Genomic DNA, 22,581 nt, shown 5'->3' with positions numbered 1-22,581 from the left:
TTTCTGAAGCGCGCCTCTCCGGCGCGGGAGCAGCCATGTCCACCGACGATCACCAGCCCCTCAACGGTACACCCACGCCCTTCCGCCGCCCGATCACCTGGGGCCGTCCCCCCGCGACCGTGTTCCGTGCCGGGCCGTTGCCCAAGGGCGAGCGTCTGCCGCCCCTGCCCGAGCCGCCGAAGCCGGCGCCGGCCCGCCCCGCCCGCGGCGCCATCCTGAGCGGTTCGATGATCCCGCAGGCGGCGCCCACCCCCGCCCCGGCGCCGACTCCCGCTCCGGAACGGCCGACCTTCGCCGAACCACAGGCCAGGGCCGCATCCACCCCCGCCCCGGCCGTCGAGCCCGACCTCACCGTCCGGCCCTTGCCGCCGGCAGAGCCCCGCCTCGAACCGGCGCCCGAGGTTCGTCGCGAGCCGGCGCCCATGTCGCGGCCTGCCGCGGAGTCGCCGGCGACGATCAGTCCGGCCCTGGCCTCCGCCTCTGGCCGCCGCCCCTCCGGACGCGCACCGCTCTACGCCGGCGTTGCCGCTGTGGTCATCGCCGGACTCGCCGTCGGGGGCTGGATGCTGACCCGCTCGCCCGCCTCGCCTGAAACCGCTCCGGTCGCCACCGCACCGGCCGGGACGGCCGCGCCTTCGCCGGCCGTGACCGGGGTCGTCCCGCCCGTCGAGGCCGTTCCCGCTGTGGAAACATCGTCCGCGGCGGCTCCGGCTGCAGAGTCGCCCCCGGCCCCGGCTTCCGCCCGACCCACGCCCGTGACGCCGGAGCGGCCCGCCGCGACCCCGCCTGCCGCGGCCCGGACGCCGGCCCCCTCGACCGTGCCGCAGCCGGCGCCGCCGGCCGCCCCGGTCGTCGCTCCGGCGGAACCCCGCATCGAGATCGTCCCGGCCGCACCGGCTGGTCCGCCGCCGACCTCGGCCGAGCCGCCGCCGTCGGATCCGGACGCGCCGATCGCGACCCGGCCCCAGCCGCTGGACGCCGCCGCCGACTAGCGGCCGGTCAGGCCTGGGCGGCCCTGATGATCAGATAGCCGCGCTCGACCATGCGGCGCAGGCCCTCATAGGCCTCGGCCAACTCCTCGTAGGCCGTGCGGGCCGAGGTCAGCCGGGCGATCTGGTCTGGCGTCGAAGGCGCGCCGGACTCGCACTGGCGCAGGGCCTCGCCGACCCATTTGGCGCGGGCCGTCGCCGTCTGCACCGCCAGCCGCTGAAACACCGCCGCGTCGAGGGCGGGCAGGGCGGCGGCGATCACCTCGCGATTGGCCACGAAGGCGGAATAGTCGATCTGCTCGAGCAGGCCGCGCAGCCGCCGCTGCTCCTGGGGATCGGCGTCCTGCGGCTCGAAATGATCCCGCTGGCGCCGATAGGTGGAGGTCTGGATGGTCGACATCGCGTCGCTCCGGGGATGGACCGGTCGAGCCTGCGCCGCGTCGATTAACGATGGGTTGCGCCCGCCCGGCTTGCGGACCCGGCGTTTCTCGTGATACTTAAGTGAATGCTTCAGTATCAGCCGCCGCTCGATCTCGCCTTCCAGGCCCTGTCCGATCCGACCCGGCGGCGCATGGTCGAGCGGCTCTCCGCGGGTCCGGCCACGGTCAGCGAGCTGGCTGAACCGCTGCCGATGTCGATGTCGGCGGTGGTGCAGCACCTGAAGATCCTGGAGGCCTCCGGGCTGGTGGTCACCGAAAAGATCGGGCGCGTCCGCACCTGCCGGGTCGAGCCGCAGGCGCTCGGCGCCGCCGAACGCTGGATCAACGACCGCCGCCGGTCGGTCGAGCGCAGCCTCGACCGCCTCGGCGCCTTCCTGAACGAAACCAGGCCGAACGAGGAGCCGAAATCATGACCACCCCCGCGCCCGAACTCGCTCACGGGACCTTCACCATCGAGCGCCGCTACGACGCCTCGCCCGAGCGGGTGTTCCGCGCATACTCGGATCCCGCCGCCTTTCGCCGCTGGTTCGTCGAGGGCGAGAACTGGACCATCCACGACTGGACCTACGATTTCCGCGTCGGCGGCTATGCCGGCGGCAGTTTCCGGTTCGGCGGCGAAACCAACGAGACCTGGTTCAATGACACCGAGCACCTCGACATCGTCGAGAACCGCCGCATCATCGTCAGCTATGTGATGGGGCGCGTGACCGCGGCGGGCAAGGAGCGGGCCTCGGCCTCGCTGGCCACCACCGAACTGCTCGCCGACGGCCCGGGCACGCGGCTGATCTATACCGAACAGGGCGCCTATTTCGGCGGCGACCCGCGCCGGGAAATCGCCGGGCGCGAGCACGGCTGCGGCGAGATGCTCGACAAGCTCGGCCGCGAACTGAAGGCGCATTCGTGATGGCCGGCAAGGTTCGCGTCAGCAGCTATGCGGTCTCCGTCGACGGCTTCGGCGCCGGTCCCGACCAGAGCCTGTCGAACCCGCTGGGCGTGGGCGGCGAGAGCCTGCACGAATGGTTCTTCCCGACCGACACCTTTCAGAAGTTGTACGGCAAGGGCCACGGCCAGAGCGGCGTGGACGAAGGGTTCGCCAGACGCGGCATGGACGGCATCGGCGCCTGGATCCTGGGGCGCAACATGTTCGCCCACTCCCGCGGCCCCTGGCCCGACGATGGATGGAAGGGCTGGTGGGGCGAGGAACCGCCGTACCGCTGCCCCGTCTTCGTCCTGACCCACTACCCGCGCGCCTCGTTCGAGATGAAGGGCGGCACGGTCTTCCATTTCGAGACGGGCGGCATCGAGGCGGCGCTCAAGCGGGCGCGCGCCGCGGCCGGCGACCGCGACATCCGCATCGGCGGCGGGGCGGAGACGATCCGCCAGTATCTGCGGGCCGGTCTGATCGACGAGATGCACATCGCCGTCTCGCCCGTCCTGCTGGGCCGGGGCGAGCCGTTCTGGGAGGGGCTCGACCTGCCGGCCCTTGGCTACGGGATGCTTGAGAGCTCGGCCGGCGAACGGGCGACCCACCTGCGGATCGGGCGTACTTCAACGGGAGCCGCGCAATGACGGATCAGCGCCTGTACTTCGGCGCCTTCACGATCGAGCGCCGCTACGACGCCGCGCCCGGCCGGGTGTTCCGCGCCTTCTCCGACCGGGAGCTCAAGCAGCGCTGGATGGGCTGCGAGGAGGTCACGGCGCCAATCATCGAGACCCTGGACTTCCGCGTCGGCGGGCGGGAGGTCAGCCGGGGCGGCGGCGGGGACGGCGCCGTGCACCTGTTCGAGGGGACCTACCTCGACATCGTGCCGGACAGCCGCTTCGTCTTCGCCTTCGTCATGCATGTCGGCGGGCGCAAGCTGTCGGCCTCGATCGCCTCGGTCGAAGTCCTGCCGGACGGAAGGGGCGCGCGGCTGATCTTCAACGAGCAGGGCGTCTATCTTGGCGAGGACGGATGGGCCGAGCGCGAGGAAGGCACGGCCTTCGGCATGGACCAACTCGCCGCCTGGCTGGATACGCAGAAGGAAGCCGCCTGATGACCCTGATCCTGTGGTCCCATCCCTATTCCGCCTATGGCCAGAAGGGCCTCGTCGCCCTCTACGAACTGGGGCTGCCGTTCGAGCCGAAGCTGGTCGACTTCGCGGACGAGGCGGTCATGACGGCCTTCAGGGCGCTGTCGCCCTTCGCCAGGATGCCGGTGCTGGTCGATACGGAGGCGGGCCGGACCGTCCACGAGTCCAGCATCGTCATCGAATACCTCGACCGTCTGGCCGGCGGCGGACGGCTGATCCCGACCGACCCGGAGACGGCGCTGGAGGCGCGCTGGGTGGACCGCATCATCGACACCTATGTCGGCGGCCCGATGAACCGGATCATCTTTCACCGGCTCGGCCGCGCCGGCCCGCCCCCGCCCGAGGCGGTGATGGCGCTGGACGAACGCGAGATCGCCACCGCCTGGGATCTGCTGGAGGAAAGGCTGTCGGACGGCCGGACCTGGGGCGCGGGCGAGCGGTTCACCCTCGCCGACTGCGCCGCCGCCCCGATCCTGACCTACGCCCGGCGGCTGGTCCCGTTCGGCGACCGGCCGCGGCTGAAAGCCTGGCACGGCCGGCTGATGGCGCGGCCGTCGTTCCGCCGCGCGCTCGAGGACGCCGCCCCCTTCGGCGACCTGATGCCCGCCCCGCCGGCGGTCGACTAGGGCGTCGCCTCAGCCGTTCGCCGTCGCGATGACGGTCGAGCCGCCGGGCGCCGCCGCCACGTCGAGCAGCTTGAGGCGGAAGACCAGCACGCTGTTGGGCGGGATCGGGCCCGAGGCCTGCTCGCCGTAACCCAGCTGCGGGGGGATGTAGACCAGCCACTCGTCGCCGACGCTCATATGCTGGAGCGCCTCGCGCATGCCCGGGATGATCGAGCCGGAAATGCCTTCCTCCAGGGTGAACACGGCCGGCTGCCCGCGCTGGAAGGAACTGTCGAACACCGTGCCGTCGGTCAGCGCGCCTTCGTAGTCGACGCTCACCAGGTCATTGCTGTCGGGGCTTTCGCCACCGGGCGGCCCGGCTTGGGTCACCTTGTACTGGACCCCTGACGGCAGGGTTTGCACGCCGGCCGCGCGGGCATTCGAGGCCATGAAGAACTCGGCCGCGCGCAGATTTTCGGCGGCCTCCCGGCCGACCGCCGGAGCCTCGCCCCGGCCACACGCGGCCAGGGCCGCCGCCATGGCCAACACCGCCGCCGTCCTAGCCCATCCGTAGCGCATAGCCTGCCTCTTCCAGTCCGTGTCTGATCTCGTCCGCATGCGTCTCGCCGCGCGTCTCGACCATGATGTCGAACTCCGCCCCCTTTGCGGGGACGTCCAGCGCCAGCCGGTTATGCACGACGTCGATGATGTTGCCGCCGAGGCCGCCGATCACCGCGCTCATTTTCGAGAGCATCCCCGGCCGGTCGTCGCCCAGGATGCGATAGACCACCAGCCGTTTCTCGCGCACCAGCTCCCGGTTCAGCACCACGGCCAGCATCCGCGAATCGATATTGCCGCCGGTCAGCTCGAGGCCGACCTTCAGCCCCCGGAACTTGTCCGGATGGGCGAGCAGCGCCGCCAGCCCGCCGGCTCCGGCGCCTTCCGCGACCGTCTTCTCCAGCGTGGCGAGGAAGGCGACGCCCTTCTCGAAGTCGGCCTCGTCGACGACCAGCATCTCCTCGACCAGCGGATCGGCCAGGGCGAACGGAATGTCGCCGACGGCCTTGATCGCGATACCCTCGGCTATAGTCTGGCCGCCGCATTTCGGGATCTCTCCCCGGCGCTTCGCCGAGAACGAAGGATACATGGCGGCCTCGACCCCGAAGATGCGGATCGAGGGCTTGAGTCCCTTGGCCGCTATGGCCGTGCCGGCGATCAGCCCGCCGCCGCCGACGGGAACGATCAGCACGTCCAGATCCGGCGCGTCCTCCATGAATTCGAGGCCGCACACGCCCTGGCCCGCGACGATGCCCGCGTCGTCGAAGGCCGAGATGAAGACCATGCCCTCCTCGTCGCGGAACCGGTGCGCCTCCTCGGTCGAACCTGAGAAGTCGGCCCCCTTGATCACCACGGTCGCGCCATGGGCCCGGGTGCCGTCGGCCTTCACGAAAGGCGTGCCCTCCGGCATGACGATGGTGACCGGCACGCCCAGCCGGGCCCCGTGATAGGCGAGCGCCTGGGCGTGGTTGCCGGCGCTGGCGGCCACGACGCCCCGCTTCCGTTCTTCCGGCGACAGCTGCAGCAGCCGGTTCAGGGCTCCCCGCTCCTTGAAGCTGCCGGTGAAATGCAGGTTGTCGAACTTGATCCAGACCTCGGCCCCGGTCAGCTGCGACAGCTTGCGGGAGTAGCGCACCGGCGTGCGGTCGACCTGGCCGGCGATCCGCTCCCGCGCCGCCAGAATATCGTCAAACGTGACTGTCATGGGGTTTCCCTATACCCGGTCTGCGCCGGGTTGCCCGAGCTTTTGGACCAGCGTCCGGAGGCTCGCAACCTTGACCTTGCAGCGGCGTTGAGCGTCTCATCCGCACGTTCTGCCCGCACCCGTGACGGAGAGAGCCCATGGCCGCCCAGAAGACATTCCGAAAGCCCCTCGCGCCCGCGATCGCCGTTCTGGCGCTCGGCGGCCTGCTGGCGGCTTGCGAGACCGTGCCGATGGACGGCGGTTTCGGCCCCGGGCCGGCGCCGGGCGTGTTCCGCGCCGATGACTTCGCCTGGTCGACCCGGTCGGGCAGCGCGTCGATCGACGGACGGGTCGACTATCGCCGCAACGGCCAGGTCTACAACTGCACCGGCTCGGTGGCCCTGACCCCCGACACCCCCTACACGCGCGCCCGCTTCCGCACGCTGTACGGCTCCACCGACCGGGCCGCCGTGCCGGAAGCGATCGTGCGGGCCCGCACCGTGCCGGATCCCAACGCCGACTATCGTTCCTACGTCCGCTCCACGACCTGCGAGAACGGGTGCTTCAGCTTCTCCGGCCTGCCTGACGGCGGCTGGTTCGTCATCGCTCCGGTCAGCGCCGGCGGCGAGGAGCGCGTGGTGCTGATGCGCCACGTCGACACCCGCGGCGGGCGCGTTTCCGTCACCCTGTAAGCGTTCGTCAGCCGTCTTTTCAGGCCGCGTACCGGGCCGCTCTGGAGGATTAACCATGCGCCGCCCGCTCCTGATTTCGCTGATCGTCGCCTCCGCCCTTGCGCTCGCGGCGGGTCCGGCGGCGGCCCAGTCCTGGGGCAACAGCGGGCACGGGCATGGCCGGGGCGGCTCGAACTGGGCTCCCTCGGCCTTCGACTGGCGCAGCCAGCTCGACCGGCCGGGCGACTACCGCTGCGACGCCTTCTGGGACGCCAGCCGCACCGACTGCCACGCCCGTTGGCGCGACCAGCGGCGCCGGGTCAGTCCGCAGGCGCGACGCGACTACCGGGCCCTCGCCGGCTATGGCGGCAATCACGGCCGTTACGGTCGCGCCCACGATTACGGCTATGACGGGCGGTACTCGACCCGTCGCCGGGGCTATGGCTACGGCTATGGTCAGGGTTACGGCCATGGCTACGGGCAGGGCGCCGCCTACCACGGCGCCTATGGTCGGCCGGATCTCGTCTATGGCGGCGGCGGGGATGGCCGTCGGGACCACGGCGGCGGCCGCGATCCGGGCCGCATCGACTGGTGCCTCGCCAACTACCGTTCATACGACCCGGGCAGCGGCTACTACCGCGCCTATAGCGGACGGCTGATCTTCTGCGGCTGAGCAGCGCGCTCTAGCAGCGAGCGACCGCGTCGCGCGCGACGGCGCCCCAAACATTGTTCATCCGATCACGGAACGGTGGGTGAGCGGCGTTCGCCATTGTTTCGCCTTGTGCGCACCGCTTGGCTCCTCCTGACCCGCAAGGGGCGGTGGATCAGGGAGCGCGTTCATGTCCCAGCACAATATCTCTGGCTCGGAAGTCTTCGGGCCCAAGCCCGGCGTCATGCTGAGGTCGGTCAAGACCAGCGGTCTGCGCCGCCAGCGCGCGGCGCGGACCTGGATGGCGTTCATCGCCGGCGCGGTCGTGGCCGTCGGAGCCGGCGCGGTCGCCCTGGCCGCGGTGTTCGGCCCCACCCTGTTCGGATAATCCCGCTCCGCTCATCCCGGCCTTCGCCGGGACGAGCGGACAGAATGTCCATCAGGCCAGCCAGACCATCCGGCGGGTCCGCGCTTCGCCCGCCCGCGCCTTGCTGAAGCCGCGGCGCACCTCGCCCGTGTAGAGGAAGCCTGCCTTCTCCAGCACGCGGCCCGAGGCCGGGTTGTCCGTGAAATGACCGGCGACCAGCGCCCGCCGGCGCCAGCGCTTCGACGCCCATGCCAGCGCGCCCTCCAGCGCCTCGGTCGCATAGCCGCGGCCCCAGAACGGACGTCCGATCCAGTAGCCGACCTCGGGAGCGGGATCGCTGTCCTCGAACAGGCCGATCACGCCGACGGGTCCGTGATCCTCGTGCTCGATCAGGAAGGTCGCGGCCCGGGCGGGGTCCTGCCCGGCCACCGCCAGCACGAAGGCCTCGGCGTCCTCGACCGAATACGGGTGCGGCATGCGCAGGGTCATCCGGGCGATATCCGGGTCGTTGGCCAGCGTGGCCAGCCGGCTGACGTCCTGCGCGGCCGGTGCGCGCAACGACAGGCGCCGTGTCTCGACGACAGGGGAGGGTTCAATCACGCACATGAGGCGGCCTCGGTGTTCTCGCCGCCTCCTTGGAGGGCTCGGACGGCTTCGAGGCGGGGAACGGAAACGGGGAGCCTGGTGATCCAGACTCCCCGCGGAAATATTCCCTGGTCCGGATCGCGGCTCTCGAGCCTTGCGCGATCCGGGTGTCAGTCGGTGTTCGCGCTACTCGGCGGCCATGGCCTGTTCGGTGGCCGGAAGAATCGACACGTAGCAGCGGCCGCCACGCTTGGTGGTGAATTTGACCGAGCCGTGGGTGGTGGCGAACAGGGTGTGGTCGCGGCCGAGGCCGACGTTCTCACCCGGGTGGAAGGTGGTGCCGCGCTGACGCACGAGGATGTTGCCGGCCAGCACGCGCTCGCCGCCGAACTTCTTCACGCCGAGGCGCTTCGACTCGGAGTCGCGACCGTTGCGCGACGAACCACCGGATTTCTTGTGAGCCATAGGTCTGCTCCCTCGTCTCTAACTGTTCTTACGCTTCGTCGGTGGCGGCGGGCTTCGCCTTGGGCGCGGCCTTCTTGGCCGGAGCCTTCTTGGCGGCCGGCTTTTCAGCGGCGGCTTCGGTCGCCGGAGCGGCTTCGGCCTTGGCGGCCTTCGGAGCCGCGGCCTTCTTCGCCGGTTTGGCTTCGGTCTCCTCGACGCGCGGGGCGAGGCCGCGGGCGCGCAGGTTCATCTCGGCCTTGGTCATCAGCGAGGTTTCGCCGTCCCACTTCGCCTTCTCGCCGGCGCCCTCGATGCCGGTGATGCGCAGGACCGATTCCATCTGGCGGTGGCCGTTGGTGCGGCGGTAGCCTTGGCGACGGATCTTCTTGAAGATCTTGATCTTCTCGCCCTTGCGGGTTTCCACCAGGGTCGCGGCGACGGTCGCGCCGGCGATGGTCGGGGCGCCGAGGGTGATGCCCTTGTCGCCGCCCAGCATCAGCACGTCGCCGAACGACACGTTCGAGCCGGCATCGCCGTCGAGCTTCTCGACCACGATGACGTCGCCCGGTTGAACCCGGTACTGCTTGCCGCCGGTCTTGATCACCGCGTACATGTTGAAGCCTCAGCGAAACGCAAAAAGAATAAGCCCGACGGGGGTCCCCCTCGGGCGAAGAGCGGCGACATATACGGAAGGGGGTCGCCGAGTCAACGCGAAACCCGGCCTTCAGGGCATTTCCGGAGCGTCTGGCCCTCCGGGGGGCCGGACCCGGGCGGCGGACAAAGTTCGCGCCACGTGCTGCATCGATTGCGCGGCGATCCCCGGCTGCGCGGCGGATCCCGGCGACGGCCGGCCGCCTCCCGGCGCTCTGGACTGTTATAAAGTAACACGCTAGAGAGGCGGCGATGACGCCGCCCGCCTTCGAACAGACCGTTCTGCTGTCCCTGCTGGGAGGCGGGTTCGCGACCGCCTTCCTGCATGCGGCCCTGCCGACCCATTGGCTGCCGTTCGTTCTCGTCGGCCGGGCCCAGCGCTGGAGCCTTCCGCGGGTGCTCGCCGCCGTGGCCACAGCCGGGCTCGCGCACATCGCCACGACGGCCTTCGTGGGCGGCCTGATCGTGCTGGCGGGCCTGGCCCTCGATCAGTGGATCGCCGGGCTGCTGCCGTATCTGTCGGCGACCCTTCTGCTGGCCTTCGGCGGCTTCTATCTGCTCCGCGCGGCGATCCGGGGGCCGCAGACGGCGATCGGCCCGCAACTGGAGATGACCGAACCGGCGGTGTCCCACACGGCCGCCTTCCTCGGACTGGTGGTGGTGATGGCGATCTCGCCCGGCGAGGTGCTGCTGCCCTTCTACCTGAACCAGGCGCAGCAGGGGCTTGCCGTCCTCGGAGCGCTGACCGCCGTGTTCGCGGCGGGCACCGTGGCCGGCATGGCGCTCTTCACCCTTCTGGCGCGCGCCGGCTGGTCGGTGCTGCGGCTGGAGCGCTGGGCGCGCTACGAGGGCGCGGTGCTGGGGCTGGCGCTGATCGCAATCGGCCTTCTCGTCGTCCTCTATCAGCCCTAAAGCTCTGAGGATGGCGCATACCCACGGCCACACCCACAACCACCGGGACCACGGAGCCCACGGTCACGGCTCCCACGGTCATGGCTCCCATGGCCACGACCACGGCCACCACCACCACGGCCCCGTCGACACCGGCGACTGGCGCTACGCCGTCGGCCTGATCGTCAACCTGGCCTTCGTCGGCATCGAGTTCGGCGCCGGAGTCTACAGCGGCTCGACCGCGCTGCTGGCTGACGCCGGGCACAACCTGTCGGACGTGCTGGGGCTGGCCATGGCCGGCGGCGCGGCCTGGCTGGCCCGTCGGGCCGCCGGGCCCGGAAAGACCTATGGCTACGGCAAGGCGACGGTTCTGGCCGCCCTGGCCAACGCCCTGCTGCTGATCTTCGCCTGCGGGGGCATCGCGATCGAGGCGGTGCGTCGCCTGGCCGAGCCCGCGCCGGTGATGTCGGGCCTGATCATGGGCGTCGCCGCCGTCGGCTTCGTCATCAACCTCGGCACCGCCCTGCTGTTCATGCGCGACCGGCACACCGATCTCAACGCAAGGGGCGCCTGGCTGCACATGATGGCCGACGCGGCCGTCTCGATCGGGGTGGTGATCGCCGGGGCGGCCATCCTGTTCACCGGCTGGTCGATCATCGATCCCCTGGTCAGTCTGGTGATCGTGGCGGTGATCCTGTGGGGCACCTGGGGCCTGCTCAGGGACTCGGTCAATCTCGCCCTCGACGCGGCCCCGCGCGGCGTCGACGTGGAGGCGATCCGCGCCGCCTTCCTCGCCCTGCCGGGGGTCGGCGCCGTGCACGACCTGCACGTCTGGGGCCTGTCGACGACCGAAACGGCCCTGACCGCCCACCTGGTCCACGACCGGCCAGACCCGGAAGCCCTGCTGGCCGAGGCGCACCGGATGGCCCGGGCCCGCTTCTCCATCCGCCACACCACCCTGCAGCTGGAAGCCGGCCCCCTGCCCGATTGTCCCGACTGCTGACCTTCACAAGCGGCCTCGCAGCCGCCATCTAGCGGCCCATGACCGACACCGCCTCCGGCCAAACCTCTGGCAAGATCCCCGTCACCGTCCTCACCGGCTATCTCGGCGCCGGCAAGACCACCCTGCTCAATCGCATCCTCACCGGGGACCACGGCAAGCGCTACGCCGTGATCGTCAACGAGTTTGGCGAGATCGGCATCGACAACGATCTGGTGGTCGGCGCCGACGAGGACGTGTTCGAGATGAACAACGGCTGCGTCTGCTGCACCGTGCGCGGCGACCTGATCCGGGTCGTGGCCGGCCTGATGAAGCGCCAGCGCCCCGGCAAGCCCGCCTTCGACGCCATCATCGTCGAGACCACCGGCCTCGCCGACCCCGGCCCGGTGGCCCAGACCTTCTTCGTCGACGAGGACGTCAAGGCGAAGACGCAGCTGGACAGCGTCACCGCCCTGGTCGACGCGAAACACGTCATGGCCCGGCTGGACGACTCGAAGGAGGCGCGCGAGCAGGTCGCCTTCGCCGACCGCATCATCCTCAACAAGGTCGACCTCGCCTCGGAAGAGGAACTGGCCGAGGTCGAGCGTCGTCTGCGCAAGCTCAATCCGCTGGCCCCGATCACCCGCGCCGAGCGCGCCGACGTGCCGCTGGACCAGGTGCTGGGCCTCGGCGGCTTCGACCTGGAGCGAATCCTCGACATCAATCCGCAGTTCGCCAATCCCGCCCATGGCGAGGAAGGCCACGTCCACGACGAGCACTGCGGCCACGACCACCACGATCACGATCACGACCATCACCACCACGCGGACGGGCACGAGCACGCCCACGGCGCGCGCGGCCATGCCCACGAGGACGACATCAAGGGCATCTCCCTGTCGCTCGACCGGCCAATGGACGGGACCAAATTCACCGCCTGGCTCGATCGTCTGCTGGGCGAGCAGGGCCAGAACATCCTGCGCGCCAAGGGCATCATCGACGTGGCCGGCGAGGATCGCAGGCTGGTCTTCCAGGCCGTACACATGATCCTCGAGGGCGAGCTGCAGAAGCCGTGGGGCCCGACCGAGCGCCGATGGTCCCGCGCGGTGTTCATCGGCCGCGACCTCGACGAGGCGGCGCTGAAGGCCGGCTTCGAGGCCTGCGCCGCATGACCGGGGCGGTCGATCCGACCCGCGAGGCCATGGCGGCCTTCCGCGGCCTGCCGCTCGACCAGCCGATCGCCATGCTGAACCTGCTGCGCTTCCGCGAGCGCGCCGGTTACGCCCCGGACGTCGACGCCGCCATTTCCCGCGACGTCAGCGGCGCCGACGCCTACGCCGCTTACGGCCGCGCCGCCGCGTCGCCGTTCGCCCGGGCCGGCGGTCGCCAGATCTGGCTGGGAACGCCGCGGCTGACGGTGATCGGGCCGGCGGACGAAGTCTGGGATCTCGCCTTCATCGCCGAATATCCGTCGGGCGAGGCCTTCCTCGGCATGCTGCGCGACCCCGAATATCAGGCGGCCGTGGTCCACCGTCAGGCGGCGGTCGCCGACTCGCGGCTGATCCGGTGCGATCCGCGGCGGCCGGGCGCTCAATTCGGAGCCGACCGGTGAACCCGCCGCCCAAGCCGCTGCCGACGGCATCACGGCAGGCCACCCTGCGCTACGGCACGCCGGATTTCGACGTGGTGCGGCCCGGCGACCACGTGGTCTGCGCCGTCTCCGGAAAGCCCATTCCGCTGGAGCGCCTCACCTACTGGAGCGTCGAACTGCAGGAGGCCTACGCCAATGCGGCGCTGATGACGGGCCGCTGGGTCGAGACGCACGGCCGCGCCTGACTCCGGGCCGACGTTGACGCACGCCCCGCGGCCTCTAAACGAAATCTGATGAAAACCCGCACCTTCGACGCCCAGGTCACCGCCGCCCTGTTTGACCGGAGCAGCGCCGTCTTCGCCCTCGGCGACGGCTCGGTGCGCTTCGAGGGCGGCGAGTTCAGCGCCGCCCACGACGGCGCCATCCTGTGCGCCGCCGTCCACCCCTCCGGCGACGGCGTGGTGACCGGCGGCGACGACGGCCGGGTGATCTGGCACCGGCGCGGCGAGGCCGGTGTGCTGGCGACCGCGAAAGGCCAGTGGATCGACGCGATAGACGCCTCGGCCGAGAGCGGCCTGATCGCCTTCTCCGCCGGCAAGACCCTGTCGGTGATCGATGCGAAGGACGCGGGCTTCCGTCGCGACTTCATCCATGAACGCACCGTCTCGGGGGTGGCCTTCGAGCCCAAGGGCCGGCGCGTCGCCACCTCGACCTACGGCGGCGCGGCCCTGTGGTTCGCCCGCATCGCCGACCAGAAGCCGACCATGCTCAAATGGGCAGGGTCCCACACCGGCGTCGCCTGGTCCCCTGACGGCGCCTTCGTCATCACCGCGATGCAGGACAACCAGCTGCACGGCTGGCGCATCAAGGACCAGAAGAACCTGCGCATGGGCGGCTATCCGTCCAAGGTCCGATCGATGAGCTTCCTCGGCAACGGTCAGTTGCTGGCCACGTCGGGCGCGCAGGGCGTCGTGCTCTGGCCCTTCATCGGCTCGAACGGCCCGATGGGCCGCGAGGCCACCGAGATCGGCTTTGACGAGGGCAGCCTCGTCGCCCTGGTGGCGTCGCAGCCGAAGCACTCCGTGGTCGCCGCCGGTCTCAACGACGGCCGCGTCTGGCTGGCCCATCCCGCGGGACAGGGCCTGAACTTCCTCAAGGCGGAAAAGGGCGCGGCTGTCACCGCCCTCGCCATGAGCGCGGACGCGAGCCGCGTCGCCTGGGCCGACGAGGACGGGCAGGCCGGGGTTGGGGAGGCCGAGGGCTGATCGCTGCGGGGAGGATGCAGTGCCTCCTTTCGGCATCCTCCGGGCCGCGCGAAGCGCGGAACCGGGGGACCCAGCGGCGCGCGAGCGCGACACTGCCGAGAGCATCGCTGTCGCAACAGCCTGCCCGGACCGGTCGCCTTCGGCGCCGCTGGGTTCCCCGGTCTCGGCTGCGCCTCGCCGGAGAATGACGAAAGCGACGTCTGACGCTGTGCTGGCAATCCGCGAAATTATAGTCGGATAGTGCGGAGAATGTGCTGCATTATCAGATACATGGCATTTTCTCGATCCATTCTTCCCGCCTGACAAGGAAACGGCCCCATACTGGTCGCCATGTCCCTCGCCGGACGCTGGTCTTTGACAAGTGGATCCCCATCCCTCCCGCTGCAGGAGCCGCGCAGCCGACAGCGCGAACCGGCAAGTCGTTGAACCTCTTCGGACCCGATGCCGACTCTGCCGACTCCGCCCCCCCAAATTTCCGCCACCCTTTGCCGACCCTGCCGAGTCTGCCCCCCCCCCGCTTTTTCCTGACCTCTCGCCCCTTGCCTCCGGCCACGCTTCCGCTCCACCCTCGTGTCATGGCGAAACAGGCCTTGATCAAGAAACGCGGCCGCCCGGTCCTGACGGTCGTGCTGGTCCTCATCGGCCTGGTCGTGACCTCCGTCGCCGTCCTCCGCCTGGTCCCGCCGCCGATGACCTTCCTGATGGTCAGCCGCGCGATCGAGGGGGAGGGGCTGTCCTACCGCTGGCGCTCGCTGGACGACATCTCGCCGCGCCTGGTGGAGGCCGTGATCGCCTCGGAGGACTCGACCTTCTGCGCCCATCACGGCTTCGACATGAAGGCCATCGAGAAGGCGCTTAAAGCCAACGCCCGGGCCGAGAAGCGCGGCGGCAAGCGTATCCGCGGCGGATCGACGATCAGCCAGCAGACCGCCAAGAACGTCTTCCTCTGGCCCGGCCGCGACTGGATCCGGAAAGGCCTGGAGGCGGGCTACACCGTCCTGATCGAGACGCTGTGGGGCAAGCGCCGGGTCATGGAGGTCTATCTCAACGTCGCGGAATGGGCCCCGGGCGTCTACGGCGCCGAGGCGGCGGCGCGGCACTGGTTCGGCAAGTCCGCCGCCGACCTCAGCCCGCGCGAGGCGGCCCGGCTGGCGGCCATCCTGCCGTCGCCCCGACGCTACAATGCGTCCTCGCCCGGGCCCTATGTCCGCCGCCGGGCCTCCCGCGTGCTGGCGGCCATGGGCACGGTGCGCAACGACGGCCTCGCCGCCTGCGTCCTCGGCTAAAGCCACGCTTGACGGCACGGCTCCGCTCGCCTCACCTGCGGGCCGAAAAGGCGGAGCAACCGTCTGAACGCCCCCCGGGAGAAGACATGAAACGCATCCTTATGACGGCCGCCGCCGCCTCGGTCCTCGGCCTGGCCGCCGGCTGCGCCAGCTACGAGGACGCCGCCATCGACATGGCCGTCGCCGATGCGCGTGCGGACGCGGACGCCGCGGCCGGCCCCGACATGGCTCCGGCCACCGCCGAAGCGGCCGTCGCCTTCGTCGCCGAGGCCGAGAAGCGTCTGGCCGACCTGTCGGAAGAGGCCGCCCGCATCCAGTGGACCCGCGCCACCAACATCACCCACGACACCATGTGGCTCGAGAGCCGGATCAACGCCGAATACACCGAGCTCCAGGTCGAACTGGCCAACGGCGCCGCCCGCTTCAACGACGTCGAGGTCCCGGCCGACGTCCGCCGCAAGCTGAACCTGCTGCGCCTCGGCATCGTCCTGCCGGCCCCGAACCGGCCCGGCGCCGCCGGGGAACTGGCGGAGATCACCACCCGCCTGGATTCGACCTATGCGACGGGCAAGTTCGAGTTCAAGGGCCGCCAGATCACCCTCGATGACGCCACCATCCTGATGGCCGAGTCGCGCGACCCGGCGGAGCTGAAGGCGCTCTACGAGGGCTGGCGCACCGTCTCCCCTGTGATGGCCGACGATTACGCCCGCATGGTCGAGATCGCCAACGAGGGCTCGCGCGAGCTCGGCTTCGCCGACACCGGGGCCATGTGGCGCGCCGGCTACGACATGGACCCCGACGCCTTCGCCGCCGAGACCGACCGCCTGTGGGAACAGGTGAAGCCGTTCTATGAGAACCTGCACTGCTATGTTCGCGACCGGCTCAATGCGAAATACGGCGACGAGGTCCAGCCCGACACGGGCCCGATCCGCGCCGACCTGCTCGGCAATATGTGGTCGCAGCAGTGGGGCAACATCTACGACGTCGTGGCCCCCACCACCGGCGGCGAGTCCAGCTACGACCTGACCCAACTGCTGGTCAGCAAGGGCTATGACGCGGAGAAGATGGTCCGCACCGGCGAGAATTTCTACGTCTCGATGGGTCTGGACCCGCTGCCGGAGACCTTCTGGGAGCGGTCGATGATCACCCGGCCCGAGGGTCGCGAGGTCGTCTGCCACGCCTCCGCCTGGGACCTCGACAACCTCGAGGACATCCGCATCAAGATGTGCACCCAGGTCAACGGCGACGACTTCTACACCGTCCACCACGAACTCGGGCACAACTACTACCAGCGCGCCTACAAGGATCAGCCCTTCCTGTTCAAGAACGGGGCGAACGACGGCTTCCACGAGGCGATCGGCGACTTTGTGGGCCTGTCCGCCCTGACGCCGACCTATCTGAACCAGATCGGCCTGCTCGACACCGTGCCGGGCGAAGAGGAAGACATCCCCTTCCTTCTCAAGATGGCGCTCGACAAGATCGCCTTCCTGCCGTTCGGCCTGATGGTCGACCGCTGGCGCTGGGACGTGTTCAACGGCGAGACCTCACCGGCCGAATACAACGAGGCCTGGACTGCCAACATGCTCCGCTACCAGGGCCTTGTGCCGCCCGGGCCGCGTCCGGAGAACGCCTTCGATCCGGGCGCCAAATACCACATCCCCGGCAACACGCCCTACACCCGCTACTTCCTGGCCCACATCTACCAGTTCCAGTTCCACCGCGCCGCCTGCCAGCAGGCCGGCTGGACCGGCCCGCTGCACCGCTGCTCGATCTACGGCAACAAGGAGGTCGGCGAGCGCTTCAACGCCATGATGGAGATGGGCCAGTCGCGTCCGTGGCCCGAGGCGATGCAGGCCTTCACCGGTGAAACCGGCAACGACGCCTCGGCCATCGCGGACTATTTCGCGCCGCTGAACGTCTGGCTGACCGAGCAGAACCGCGGCAAGAACTGCGGCTGGAACGCCTGAGCCGCGAGCCGTCCGGCGGCTCGAAGAACGCGGGTCGTTAACTTTCGCTGTTGACGCTTCTCTTAACCGGCTTGCGCCAAACTCGCCGGGAAGATCGTGGGCGGCATGCGCTCCCGGCGGGATGACGGCTGGAACGGCGATGGGGCTGAAGACCTGGATTGACGGAGTGTTCGGTGGCGCGAGAGGCCTCGCGCGGGCCCTGGCCGCAGACATGCGCGGCAATGTCGCCATGCTGTTCGGCCTCAGCCTGCCGGTGCTGATCCTGATGACCTTCGGCGGCGTCGACATCCACCGGATGTCGACCGTCAAGGTGAACCTGCAGGACGCGCTCGACGCCGCCGCCCTGGCCGCGGCCCGGTCGCCCTACACGGCCGACGCCGACCTTCAGCGGGTCGGCCTTGCGGCGCTGAAGGCCAATCTGCAGGCCTATCCGAACGTCACCCTCGAGGAGGACCAGACCAGCTTCACCCTGAATGACGACGACGTGGTCATCGCCGACGCCCGGGTGCAGGTGAAGACCCTTGTCGCCAACATCTTCCTGCCGCCCTACGGCCAGTTGATGGACGACTACCTGCCCGTCGGCAGTCACTCCGAGGTCGACCGCTCATCGCGCAACATCGAGGTGGCGCTGGTGCTCGACGTCACCGGCTCGATGGGCGGCCAGCGGATCCTCGACCTGAAGGCGGCGGCGAAGGACCTGGTCGACATCATCGTCCAGCCGGTCCAGACGCCCTATTATTCCAAGCTCGCGCTGGTGCCGTATTCCATGGGCGTCAACCTGGGCTCCAACGCCAATGCGGTGCGCGGCACGCCGATCGGGTCCACCGCGATCACCGGCGCGGTCATCAACCTCACCGGCACGGAGATGAGCATCACGGCCGCGACCAAGGACCGGCCGATCGTCGTCACTTCGGCCGGTCACGGCTTCAGCAATGACGACATCGTCTGGATCACCGGCGCCACCGGCATGACGCAGCTGAACAACAAGGCCTACCGGGTCAGGAACAAGACCACCAACACCTTCGAACTCTACACCGTCGGCGGCACGCGCGTGAACGGCAGCTCCTACGGCTCCTACACCGGCAACGCCAAGGTGCGGCGCTGCCAGAACAACGACTGCTCGATCACGATCACGTCGAACGGACACGGCATGATCAACAATCAGTACGTTCACATCACCGGCGTGAACGGCATGACGCAGATCAACGACCAGACCTTCCTGGTCGGCAATGCGACGACCAACACCTTCACCATCGATCCCGACCTGTCGGCCCTGACCCCCTACACCTCGGGCGGGTCGGCCTGGTGCGCCCAGCAGGGCTGCACCTATTTCGCCTTCGAGAACATGTACGGCGACCTGCAGACGAACCGGATCAGCAACTGCGTGACCGAACGCACCGGCGCGCAAGCCTATACCGACGCCTCGCCCTACGGCTCGCGCGTGGGCCGCAACTACCCGGGCTCCTCCAACCCTTGCCTGGACGCGACCGTCCAGCCGCTGTCCAGCAACAAGAACGCCCTCAAGACCATGATCGACAGCTATGATGTCGAGGGATCGACGGCCGGCCAGATCGGCATCGGCTGGGGCTGGTACATGGTCTCGCCGAATTTCAACTCGCTGTGGCCCTCCAACGCGGCCAGCGCCTACAACACCGCCGAGACGCTTAAGGCCGTGATCATCATGACCGACGGCGAGTTCAACACCCCCTACTGCTCGGGCGTGATCTCGCGCCAGGCGGGGACGGGCTCCGGCAACAATTCCGAGAAGATCGACTGCGACGCGGACAACGGCAATCCGTTCGACCAGGGCCGGGCTCTGTGTACGGCGATGAAGGCGCAGGGCATCCTGGTCTACACCGTCGGCTTCCAGATCACCGCCGGGGGCAACGCCGCCAATATGCTGCAGTCCTGCGCCTCGACCCCGAGCAACTTCTACCTCGCGGGTAGCGGTGGCGACCTGTCCGAAGCCTTCGCCGCGATCGGCCGGGACATCACCCAGCTGCGCATCTCCAAATAGGCCGGGGGCGCGACGTCCTCCGGCGCCCGGGGAAAATCCGGGGTCAGGCGGCGAGCGGCCGTGCCGCTCGCGAAAGCGCCACTCAGATCAGACGGATTTCCTTCAGCCTTTCGGTCAGGAAGTCCTCGGCCATGATCGCCTTGCCGGCGTAGCGGTCGGGGTTCTCGTCCGAGATCATGGTCGGCAGGGTTTCGATCACGAAGTCCGGATTGAAGTGCAGGAAGAACGGCGTCGAATAGCGGGCGAAGCCGCGCCGCTCCGGGGCCGGATTGACCACCCGGTGCGTCGTCGACGGCAGCACGTGGTTGGTCAGCCGCTGCAGCATGTCGCCGATATTGACCACAAGGGCATTCGGCGGCGGCGCGATGTCCAGCCATTCGCCATCGGCGTCCTTCAACTGCAGGCCGGCCTCCTCGGCGCCGAGCAGCAGGGTGATCACATTGATGTCCTCATGGGCTCCGGCGCGGACCCCCGGCGCGTCCGCCGGCACCGGCGGATAGTGCAGCATCCGCAGGATGCTGTTGCCCAGCTCGACCTTGTCCTCGAAGAAGTCATCGCCGAGCTGCAGATAGCGGGCGATGGCGCGCAGTATCTTCCGGCCCAGCTGATCCATCGCCGTGAACATGCCGTACAGGTGCTCGCGGAATCCAGCGACCTCGGTCGGCCAGACGTTGTCGCGCATGTATTTCCGGTAGGGGTGCCCCTCCGGAAGTTCACGCCCGACGTGCCAGAATTCCTTCAGGTCGACCGTCGCCGCGCCCTTGGCCGCCTCGACGCCGAACGGGGTCAGGCCGCGCGCGCCGCCCGTGCCGGGCTGGTGGTACTGGCGCTTGACGTCTTCGGGCAGGGCGAAGAAGGCCTTGGCGTCGTCCAGGGCGGCGCCGATCACCGTTTCGTCCAGGCCGTGGTCGGCGATGACCGCAAAGCCGTAGCGCTTGAAGGACGTGCCCAGCTTGTCGGCGAAGGCCTGGAAGTCGGTGTCGTAGAGCGTCATCGACACGGGCTCGATCGCCTTGCGGGCGGCGGTGGTGCTCAGGCTGTCGGCCATGGCGGGACCTCAAAACTACATTCGGGCGTTTCCATACGCCCTGCGAGCTGATCTTGGCAAAGCAAGGGCGCCGACGGCTTGCCCGAGATCAAACCGCGCCCGCCGATCGTTCTCCAGAGTGGCGGACGGGAACCTTGACCGTAAGGCCGCGTTCCGCCGTCAACCAGAAACTGGAAGGATCATTCCACCATGCACGCCAAAATTCTCGTCGCCGGCGTCAGCGTCGTGGCCCTGCTCGGCGCTTGCACGACGACCGACCCGTACAGCTCGACCCCGCGTCGCAACAACACCGGGACGGGCGCCATCGCGGGCGCCCTCGGCGGCGCCGTGCTGGGCTATCTGACCAATACCTCAAACTCCGAGGAAGGCCGCAAGAACGCCCTGATCGGGGCCGGCATCGGCGCGCTCGGCGGCGCGGCCGTCGGTGCCTATATGGACCGCCAGCAGCGCGATCTGGAGGCCGAATTGTCCGGCTCCGGCGTCGGCGTGGCGAGGCAGGGCGACAACCTGGTCCTGCGCATGCCGTCGGACGTGACCTTCGCCTCCAACCAGTCGTCGATCAGCCCCGGCTTCTACGCCACGCTCGATGACGTCGCCGCGGTCCTCAACCGCTACGACCAGTCGATCGTGGACATCATCGGACATGCCGACTCCGACGGCGCCGAGGATTACAATCTGAACCTTTCGCGCCAGAGGGCCTCGTCGGTCGCCCAGTATCTGGTCAGCCGCAACGTCCTCGCCGACCGTCTCTACGTCGACGGCCGCGGCGAAACCCAGCCGGTGGCCACCAACGCCACCGCCCAGGGCAAGGCGCAGAACCGGCGCGTGGAGATCCTCATCCGCCCGTTCCGCGGCTGATGCCCTGCGCCGGGCCGCCGCGCGGGCAGCGGCGGCGCAGCAGCAATGAAGGGCGGAGCTTTGGCTCCGCCCTTTATTTTTCGGGCGGACACCGTTCCGTGACTTGCGGCCGACCGGCGCAGGTGCTGGATAGCGAACACAGTTTCGACGGGGGAAACGCGTGCGTCCGGACCATGAAATCGCCGACGGGATAAGGCTGGGTGCGATCGCGGTCGTATCGGCGGTGGTGACGGCGATGCTCGTGATCGGCGCCGGGAGGGCCCTTCTCCCGCAGGCCGAAGCCCGGGCCGCGGAACCGCCGCCCCTGGTCCGGGCGTCGCTTCCCTAGCGCCTGCCGATCGATACGTAGCGGAAGCCGCGGGCCCGCATGTCCTCTGGCCGGTAGACGTTGCGCAGATCCACCATCACCGGCTGGCGCAGCAGCAGTTTGACCCTGTCCAGATCGAGGGCCCGGAACTGGTCCCATTCGGTCAGGATGACGACGACGTCCGCCCCCTCAACGGCGTCATAGGGGCCGTCCTTGAAGACCACGCCTGGCAACAGGTGCGCGGCCTCGGCCATGCCTTCGGGGTCGAAGGCCTGCACCGTCGCCCCCATGGCCATCAGCGCCGGCGCAACCTCCAGCGACGGGGCGTCGCGCATGTCGTCGGTGTTGGGCTTGAAGGTCAGCCCCAGCAGGGCGACCGTCTTGCCCGCCAGGTCGCCGTCCAGCGCCGCCGCCACCTTGCCGGCCATGGCCTTCTTGCGCGCGTCATTGACCTCGACCGTGGTCTCGATCAGCCGCACCGGCGACCCCGCGTCGACGGCGGTGCGCACCAGGGCGAGGGTGTCCTTGGGGAAACAGGAGCCGCCGTAGCCGGGGCCTGCGTGCAGGAATTTCGACCCGATCCGGTTGTCCAGGCCAATGCCCCGCGCGACCTGCTGCACATCCGCCCCGACCTTCTCGCACAGGTCAGCCATCTCGTTGATGAAGGTGATCTTCATCGCCAGGAAGGCGTTGGCCGCGTATTTGATCAGTTCGGACGTGCGCCGGCCCGTGAACAGGATCGGAGTCTCGTTCAGGTTCAGCGGGCGGTAGAGCTCGCGCATCACCGCCTGGGCGCGCTTGTCCTCGGCTCCCACGACGATCCGGTCCGGCCGCTTGAAGTCCTCGATGGCCGCGCCCTCGCGCAGGAACTCGGGATTGGAGACGACCGCGAAATCGGCGTCCGGCCGGCGGGCGCGGATGATGGCCTCGATCTCGTCGCCGGTGCCGACGGGGACGGTCGATTTGGTGACGATGACGGTGAAGCCCTCGATCAGGCCGGCGATCTCCTCGGCGGCGGCGTGGACGTAGGACAGGTCGGCATGGCCGTCGCCGCGACGCGACGGGGTGCCGACGGCGATGAACACCGCGTCGGCCGAGCGGATGGCCTCGGCGCCGTCCAGGGCGAAGGACAGCCGCCCGTCGCGCACATTGGCGGCGACC

27 protein-coding genes are annotated in these 22,581 nt (G+C 69.4%); 19 read left to right on the top strand and 8 right to left on the bottom strand.

All coding sequences use genetic code 11. The features are described from left to right. The first annotated feature begins 35 nt into the window (after window positions 1-35). A complete protein-coding gene (locus VEA62_RS10160) occupies window positions 36-992 on the top strand; it encodes a hypothetical protein (protein WP_324821244.1) in 957 nt (318 codons plus the stop codon). A 7-nt stretch (window positions 993-999) separates the two neighbouring features. Here the strand turns inward: VEA62_RS10160 and VEA62_RS10155 are convergent, their stop codons facing one another. Further along, window positions 1,000-1,389 (bottom strand): hypothetical protein, encoded by a 390-nt coding sequence (locus VEA62_RS10155; RefSeq protein WP_324821242.1) that lies wholly within the window; start codon window positions 1,387-1,389, stop codon window positions 1,000-1,002. 105 nt (window positions 1,390-1,494) lie between these two features. Here VEA62_RS10155 and VEA62_RS10150 point away from each other — a divergent pair, with 105 nt between their 5' ends. The 5 genes from VEA62_RS10150 to VEA62_RS10130 are packed head-to-tail and all read left to right on the top strand — an operon-like array spanning window position 1,495 to window position 4,127. Continuing rightward, on the top strand, window positions 1,495-1,842 hold the full coding sequence (locus tag VEA62_RS10150; protein WP_324821240.1) for a metalloregulator ArsR/SmtB family transcription factor: 348 nt from the start codon (window positions 1,495-1,497) through the stop codon (window positions 1,840-1,842). Next, a complete protein-coding gene (locus VEA62_RS10145) occupies window positions 1,839-2,333 on the top strand; it encodes an SRPBCC domain-containing protein (protein ID WP_324821237.1) in 495 nt (164 codons plus the stop codon). The genes VEA62_RS10150 and VEA62_RS10145 overlap by 4 nt, the downstream gene beginning before the upstream one ends. Beyond that, the gene (locus tag VEA62_RS10140) at window positions 2,333-2,998 is read left to right on the top strand and encodes a dihydrofolate reductase family protein (RefSeq protein WP_324821234.1); all 666 of its coding nucleotides are present in this window, start codon (window positions 2,333-2,335) and stop codon (window positions 2,996-2,998) included. Before VEA62_RS10145 ends, VEA62_RS10140 begins: the two co-directional genes overlap by 1 nt. Then, window positions 2,995-3,465, top strand: coding sequence for an SRPBCC family protein (locus tag VEA62_RS10135; protein WP_324821232.1), 471 nt, complete (start codon window positions 2,995-2,997; stop codon window positions 3,463-3,465). Before VEA62_RS10140 ends, VEA62_RS10135 begins: the two co-directional genes overlap by 4 nt. Beyond that, window positions 3,465-4,127 carry a glutathione S-transferase family protein gene (locus tag VEA62_RS10130; protein WP_324821230.1) on the top strand — a complete coding sequence of 221 codons (663 nt, stop codon included), beginning with the start codon at window positions 3,465-3,467 and terminating at the stop codon, window positions 4,125-4,127. Before VEA62_RS10135 ends, VEA62_RS10130 begins: the two co-directional genes overlap by 1 nt. A 9-nt stretch (window positions 4,128-4,136) precedes the next feature. Here the strand turns inward: VEA62_RS10130 and VEA62_RS10125 are convergent, their stop codons facing one another. Together VEA62_RS10125 and VEA62_RS10120 are read right to left on the bottom strand one after the other, a co-directional pair. After that, window positions 4,137-4,685 carry an FKBP-type peptidyl-prolyl cis-trans isomerase gene (locus VEA62_RS10125; RefSeq protein ID WP_324821228.1) on the bottom strand — a complete coding sequence of 183 codons (549 nt, stop codon included), beginning with the start codon at window positions 4,683-4,685 and terminating at the stop codon, window positions 4,137-4,139. Continuing rightward, complete coding sequence (locus VEA62_RS10120; protein WP_324821226.1) at window positions 4,666-5,868, bottom strand: threonine ammonia-lyase; 1,203 nt, start codon at window positions 5,866-5,868, stop codon at window positions 4,666-4,668. Before VEA62_RS10120 ends, VEA62_RS10125 begins: the two co-directional genes overlap by 20 nt. A gap of 137 nt (window positions 5,869-6,005) precedes the next feature. On the opposite strand from VEA62_RS10120, the gene VEA62_RS10115 reads away from it, so the two are divergent. The 3 genes from VEA62_RS10115 to VEA62_RS10105 all read left to right on the top strand — a co-directional run bounded on the left by VEA62_RS10115 (window position 6,006) and on the right by VEA62_RS10105 (window position 7,555). Continuing rightward, a complete protein-coding gene (locus VEA62_RS10115; protein WP_324821224.1) occupies window positions 6,006-6,539 on the top strand; it encodes a hypothetical protein in 534 nt (177 codons plus the stop codon). Window positions 6,540-6,594: 55 nt separating this feature from the next. Next, window positions 6,595-7,191, top strand: a complete 597-nt coding sequence (locus VEA62_RS10110; RefSeq protein ID WP_324821222.1) for a BA14K family protein — start codon at window positions 6,595-6,597, stop codon at window positions 7,189-7,191. Between the two features lie 166 nt (window positions 7,192-7,357). Next, window positions 7,358-7,555 (top strand): hypothetical protein, encoded by a 198-nt coding sequence (locus VEA62_RS10105; RefSeq protein WP_324821220.1) that lies wholly within the window; start codon window positions 7,358-7,360, stop codon window positions 7,553-7,555. Window positions 7,556-7,606: 51 nt separating this feature from the next. On the opposite strand, the gene VEA62_RS10100 is transcribed toward VEA62_RS10105, so the two are convergent. The 3 genes from VEA62_RS10100 to rplU form a co-directional block, all read right to left on the bottom strand. Beyond that, complete coding sequence (locus VEA62_RS10100) at window positions 7,607-8,140, bottom strand: GNAT family N-acetyltransferase (RefSeq protein WP_414641882.1); 534 nt, start codon at window positions 8,138-8,140, stop codon at window positions 7,607-7,609. 165 nt (window positions 8,141-8,305) lie between these two features. Next, window positions 8,306-8,584 carry a 50S ribosomal protein L27 gene (rpmA, locus tag VEA62_RS10095; protein ID WP_324821216.1) on the bottom strand — a complete coding sequence of 93 codons (279 nt, stop codon included), beginning with the start codon at window positions 8,582-8,584 and terminating at the stop codon, window positions 8,306-8,308. Window positions 8,585-8,612: 28 nt separating this feature from the next. After that, on the bottom strand, window positions 8,613-9,176 hold the full coding sequence (rplU, locus tag VEA62_RS10090) for a 50S ribosomal protein L21 (RefSeq protein WP_324821214.1): 564 nt from the start codon (window positions 9,174-9,176) through the stop codon (window positions 8,613-8,615). Between the two features lie 290 nt (window positions 9,177-9,466). Here rplU and VEA62_RS10085 point away from each other — a divergent pair, with 290 nt between their 5' ends. The 9 genes from VEA62_RS10085 to VEA62_RS10045 all read left to right on the top strand — a co-directional run bounded on the left by VEA62_RS10085 (window position 9,467) and on the right by VEA62_RS10045 (window position 19,207). Continuing rightward, a complete protein-coding gene (locus tag VEA62_RS10085; protein WP_324821212.1) occupies window positions 9,467-10,126 on the top strand; it encodes a hypothetical protein in 660 nt (219 codons plus the stop codon). 10 nt (window positions 10,127-10,136) lie between these two features. Further along, window positions 10,137-11,108 (top strand): cation diffusion facilitator family transporter, encoded by a 972-nt coding sequence (locus VEA62_RS10080; protein ID WP_324821210.1) that lies wholly within the window; start codon window positions 10,137-10,139, stop codon window positions 11,106-11,108. A gap of 38 nt (window positions 11,109-11,146) precedes the next feature. After that, complete coding sequence (locus tag VEA62_RS10075) at window positions 11,147-12,253, top strand: GTP-binding protein (protein WP_324821207.1); 1,107 nt, start codon at window positions 11,147-11,149, stop codon at window positions 12,251-12,253. Beyond that, window positions 12,250-12,693, top strand: coding sequence for a DUF1330 domain-containing protein (locus VEA62_RS10070; RefSeq protein ID WP_324821205.1), 444 nt, complete (start codon window positions 12,250-12,252; stop codon window positions 12,691-12,693). The genes VEA62_RS10075 and VEA62_RS10070 overlap by 4 nt, the downstream gene beginning before the upstream one ends. After that, window positions 12,690-12,917, top strand: coding sequence for a DUF2093 domain-containing protein (locus tag VEA62_RS10065; RefSeq protein WP_324821203.1), 228 nt, complete (start codon window positions 12,690-12,692; stop codon window positions 12,915-12,917). The genes VEA62_RS10070 and VEA62_RS10065 overlap by 4 nt, the downstream gene beginning before the upstream one ends. A gap of 48 nt (window positions 12,918-12,965) precedes the next feature. Further along, window positions 12,966-13,937 carry a WD40 repeat domain-containing protein gene (locus tag VEA62_RS10060; protein WP_324821201.1) on the top strand — a complete coding sequence of 324 codons (972 nt, stop codon included), beginning with the start codon at window positions 12,966-12,968 and terminating at the stop codon, window positions 13,935-13,937. Between the two features lie 575 nt (window positions 13,938-14,512). Beyond that, window positions 14,513-15,223: a monofunctional biosynthetic peptidoglycan transglycosylase gene (mtgA, locus tag VEA62_RS10055; RefSeq protein ID WP_324821199.1), complete on the top strand. Its 711-nt coding sequence runs from the start codon at window positions 14,513-14,515 to the stop codon at window positions 15,221-15,223. Between the two features lie 86 nt (window positions 15,224-15,309). Beyond that, window positions 15,310-17,190: a M2 family metallopeptidase gene (locus VEA62_RS10050; RefSeq protein ID WP_324821197.1), complete on the top strand. Its 1,881-nt coding sequence runs from the start codon at window positions 15,310-15,312 to the stop codon at window positions 17,188-17,190. A 139-nt stretch (window positions 17,191-17,329) separates the two neighbouring features. Then, window positions 17,330-19,207: a ubiquitin-activating E1 FCCH domain-containing protein gene (locus VEA62_RS10045; RefSeq protein WP_324821195.1), complete on the top strand. Its 1,878-nt coding sequence runs from the start codon at window positions 17,330-17,332 to the stop codon at window positions 19,205-19,207. Between the two features lie 82 nt (window positions 19,208-19,289). Here VEA62_RS10045 and VEA62_RS10040 read toward each other — a convergent pair whose 3' ends face one another. Further along, a complete protein-coding gene (locus VEA62_RS10040; protein ID WP_324821193.1) occupies window positions 19,290-20,255 on the bottom strand; it encodes an isopenicillin N synthase family dioxygenase in 966 nt (321 codons plus the stop codon). Between the two features lie 189 nt (window positions 20,256-20,444). On the opposite strand from VEA62_RS10040, the gene VEA62_RS10035 reads away from it, so the two are divergent. Further along, a complete protein-coding gene (locus tag VEA62_RS10035; protein ID WP_324821191.1) occupies window positions 20,445-21,113 on the top strand; it encodes an OmpA family protein in 669 nt (222 codons plus the stop codon). Window positions 21,114-21,437: 324 nt separating this feature from the next. Here the strand turns inward: VEA62_RS10035 and VEA62_RS10030 are convergent. Next, a partial coding sequence (locus VEA62_RS10030; RefSeq protein WP_324821189.1) for a UDP-glucose/GDP-mannose dehydrogenase family protein occupies window positions 21,438-22,581 on the bottom strand: 1,144 nt, incomplete at its 5' end.

It is taken from the genome of Brevundimonas sp. (assembly GCF_035627475.1).
Taxonomy (GTDB): Bacteria; Pseudomonadota; Alphaproteobacteria; order Caulobacterales; family Caulobacteraceae; genus Brevundimonas.
Note: the sequence above shows the minus strand (reverse complement) of the source record. Positions and strands in the feature narration are given on the sequence as shown.

What these genes read in the sequence shown, in the direction of transcription:
- VEA62_RS10160 (WP_324821244.1), top strand. Translation starts at nt 36, where the DNA reads ATGTCCACCGACGATCACCAGCCCCTCAACGGTACACCCACGCCCTTC.
- VEA62_RS10155 (WP_324821242.1), bottom strand. Translation starts at nt 1,389, where the DNA reads ATGTCGACCATCCAGACCTCCACCTATCGGCGCCAGCGGGATCATTTC.
- VEA62_RS10150 (WP_324821240.1), top strand. Translation starts at nt 1,495, where the DNA reads ATGCTTCAGTATCAGCCGCCGCTCGATCTCGCCTTCCAGGCCCTGTCC.
- VEA62_RS10145 (WP_324821237.1), top strand. Translation starts at nt 1,839, where the DNA reads ATGACCACCCCCGCGCCCGAACTCGCTCACGGGACCTTCACCATCGAG.
- VEA62_RS10140 (WP_324821234.1), top strand. Translation starts at nt 2,333, where the DNA reads ATGGCCGGCAAGGTTCGCGTCAGCAGCTATGCGGTCTCCGTCGACGGC.
- VEA62_RS10135 (WP_324821232.1), top strand. Translation starts at nt 2,995, where the DNA reads ATGACGGATCAGCGCCTGTACTTCGGCGCCTTCACGATCGAGCGCCGC.
- VEA62_RS10130 (WP_324821230.1), top strand. Translation starts at nt 3,465, where the DNA reads ATGACCCTGATCCTGTGGTCCCATCCCTATTCCGCCTATGGCCAGAAG.
- VEA62_RS10125 (WP_324821228.1), bottom strand. Translation starts at nt 4,685, where the DNA reads ATGCGCTACGGATGGGCTAGGACGGCGGCGGTGTTGGCCATGGCGGCG.
- VEA62_RS10120 (WP_324821226.1), bottom strand. Translation starts at nt 5,868, where the DNA reads ATGACAGTCACGTTTGACGATATTCTGGCGGCGCGGGAGCGGATCGCC.
- VEA62_RS10115 (WP_324821224.1), top strand. Translation starts at nt 6,006, where the DNA reads ATGGCCGCCCAGAAGACATTCCGAAAGCCCCTCGCGCCCGCGATCGCC.
- VEA62_RS10110 (WP_324821222.1), top strand. Translation starts at nt 6,595, where the DNA reads ATGCGCCGCCCGCTCCTGATTTCGCTGATCGTCGCCTCCGCCCTTGCG.
- VEA62_RS10105 (WP_324821220.1), top strand. Translation starts at nt 7,358, where the DNA reads ATGTCCCAGCACAATATCTCTGGCTCGGAAGTCTTCGGGCCCAAGCCC.
- VEA62_RS10100 (WP_414641882.1), bottom strand. Translation starts at nt 8,140, where the DNA reads ATGTGCGTGATTGAACCCTCCCCTGTCGTCGAGACACGGCGCCTGTCG.
- rpmA (WP_324821216.1), bottom strand. Translation starts at nt 8,584, where the DNA reads ATGGCTCACAAGAAATCCGGTGGTTCGTCGCGCAACGGTCGCGACTCC.
- rplU (WP_324821214.1), bottom strand. Translation starts at nt 9,176, where the DNA reads ATGTACGCGGTGATCAAGACCGGCGGCAAGCAGTACCGGGTTCAACCG.
- VEA62_RS10085 (WP_324821212.1), top strand. Translation starts at nt 9,467, where the DNA reads ATGACGCCGCCCGCCTTCGAACAGACCGTTCTGCTGTCCCTGCTGGGA.
- VEA62_RS10080 (WP_324821210.1), top strand. Translation starts at nt 10,137, where the DNA reads ATGGCGCATACCCACGGCCACACCCACAACCACCGGGACCACGGAGCC.
- VEA62_RS10075 (WP_324821207.1), top strand. Translation starts at nt 11,147, where the DNA reads ATGACCGACACCGCCTCCGGCCAAACCTCTGGCAAGATCCCCGTCACC.
- VEA62_RS10070 (WP_324821205.1), top strand. Translation starts at nt 12,250, where the DNA reads ATGACCGGGGCGGTCGATCCGACCCGCGAGGCCATGGCGGCCTTCCGC.
- VEA62_RS10060 (WP_324821201.1), top strand. Translation starts at nt 12,966, where the DNA reads ATGAAAACCCGCACCTTCGACGCCCAGGTCACCGCCGCCCTGTTTGAC.
- mtgA (WP_324821199.1), top strand. Translation starts at nt 14,513, where the DNA reads ATGGCGAAACAGGCCTTGATCAAGAAACGCGGCCGCCCGGTCCTGACG.
- VEA62_RS10050 (WP_324821197.1), top strand. Translation starts at nt 15,310, where the DNA reads ATGAAACGCATCCTTATGACGGCCGCCGCCGCCTCGGTCCTCGGCCTG.
- VEA62_RS10045 (WP_324821195.1), top strand. Translation starts at nt 17,330, where the DNA reads ATGGGGCTGAAGACCTGGATTGACGGAGTGTTCGGTGGCGCGAGAGGC.
- VEA62_RS10040 (WP_324821193.1), bottom strand. Translation starts at nt 20,255, where the DNA reads ATGGCCGACAGCCTGAGCACCACCGCCGCCCGCAAGGCGATCGAGCCC.
- VEA62_RS10035 (WP_324821191.1), top strand. Translation starts at nt 20,445, where the DNA reads ATGCACGCCAAAATTCTCGTCGCCGGCGTCAGCGTCGTGGCCCTGCTC.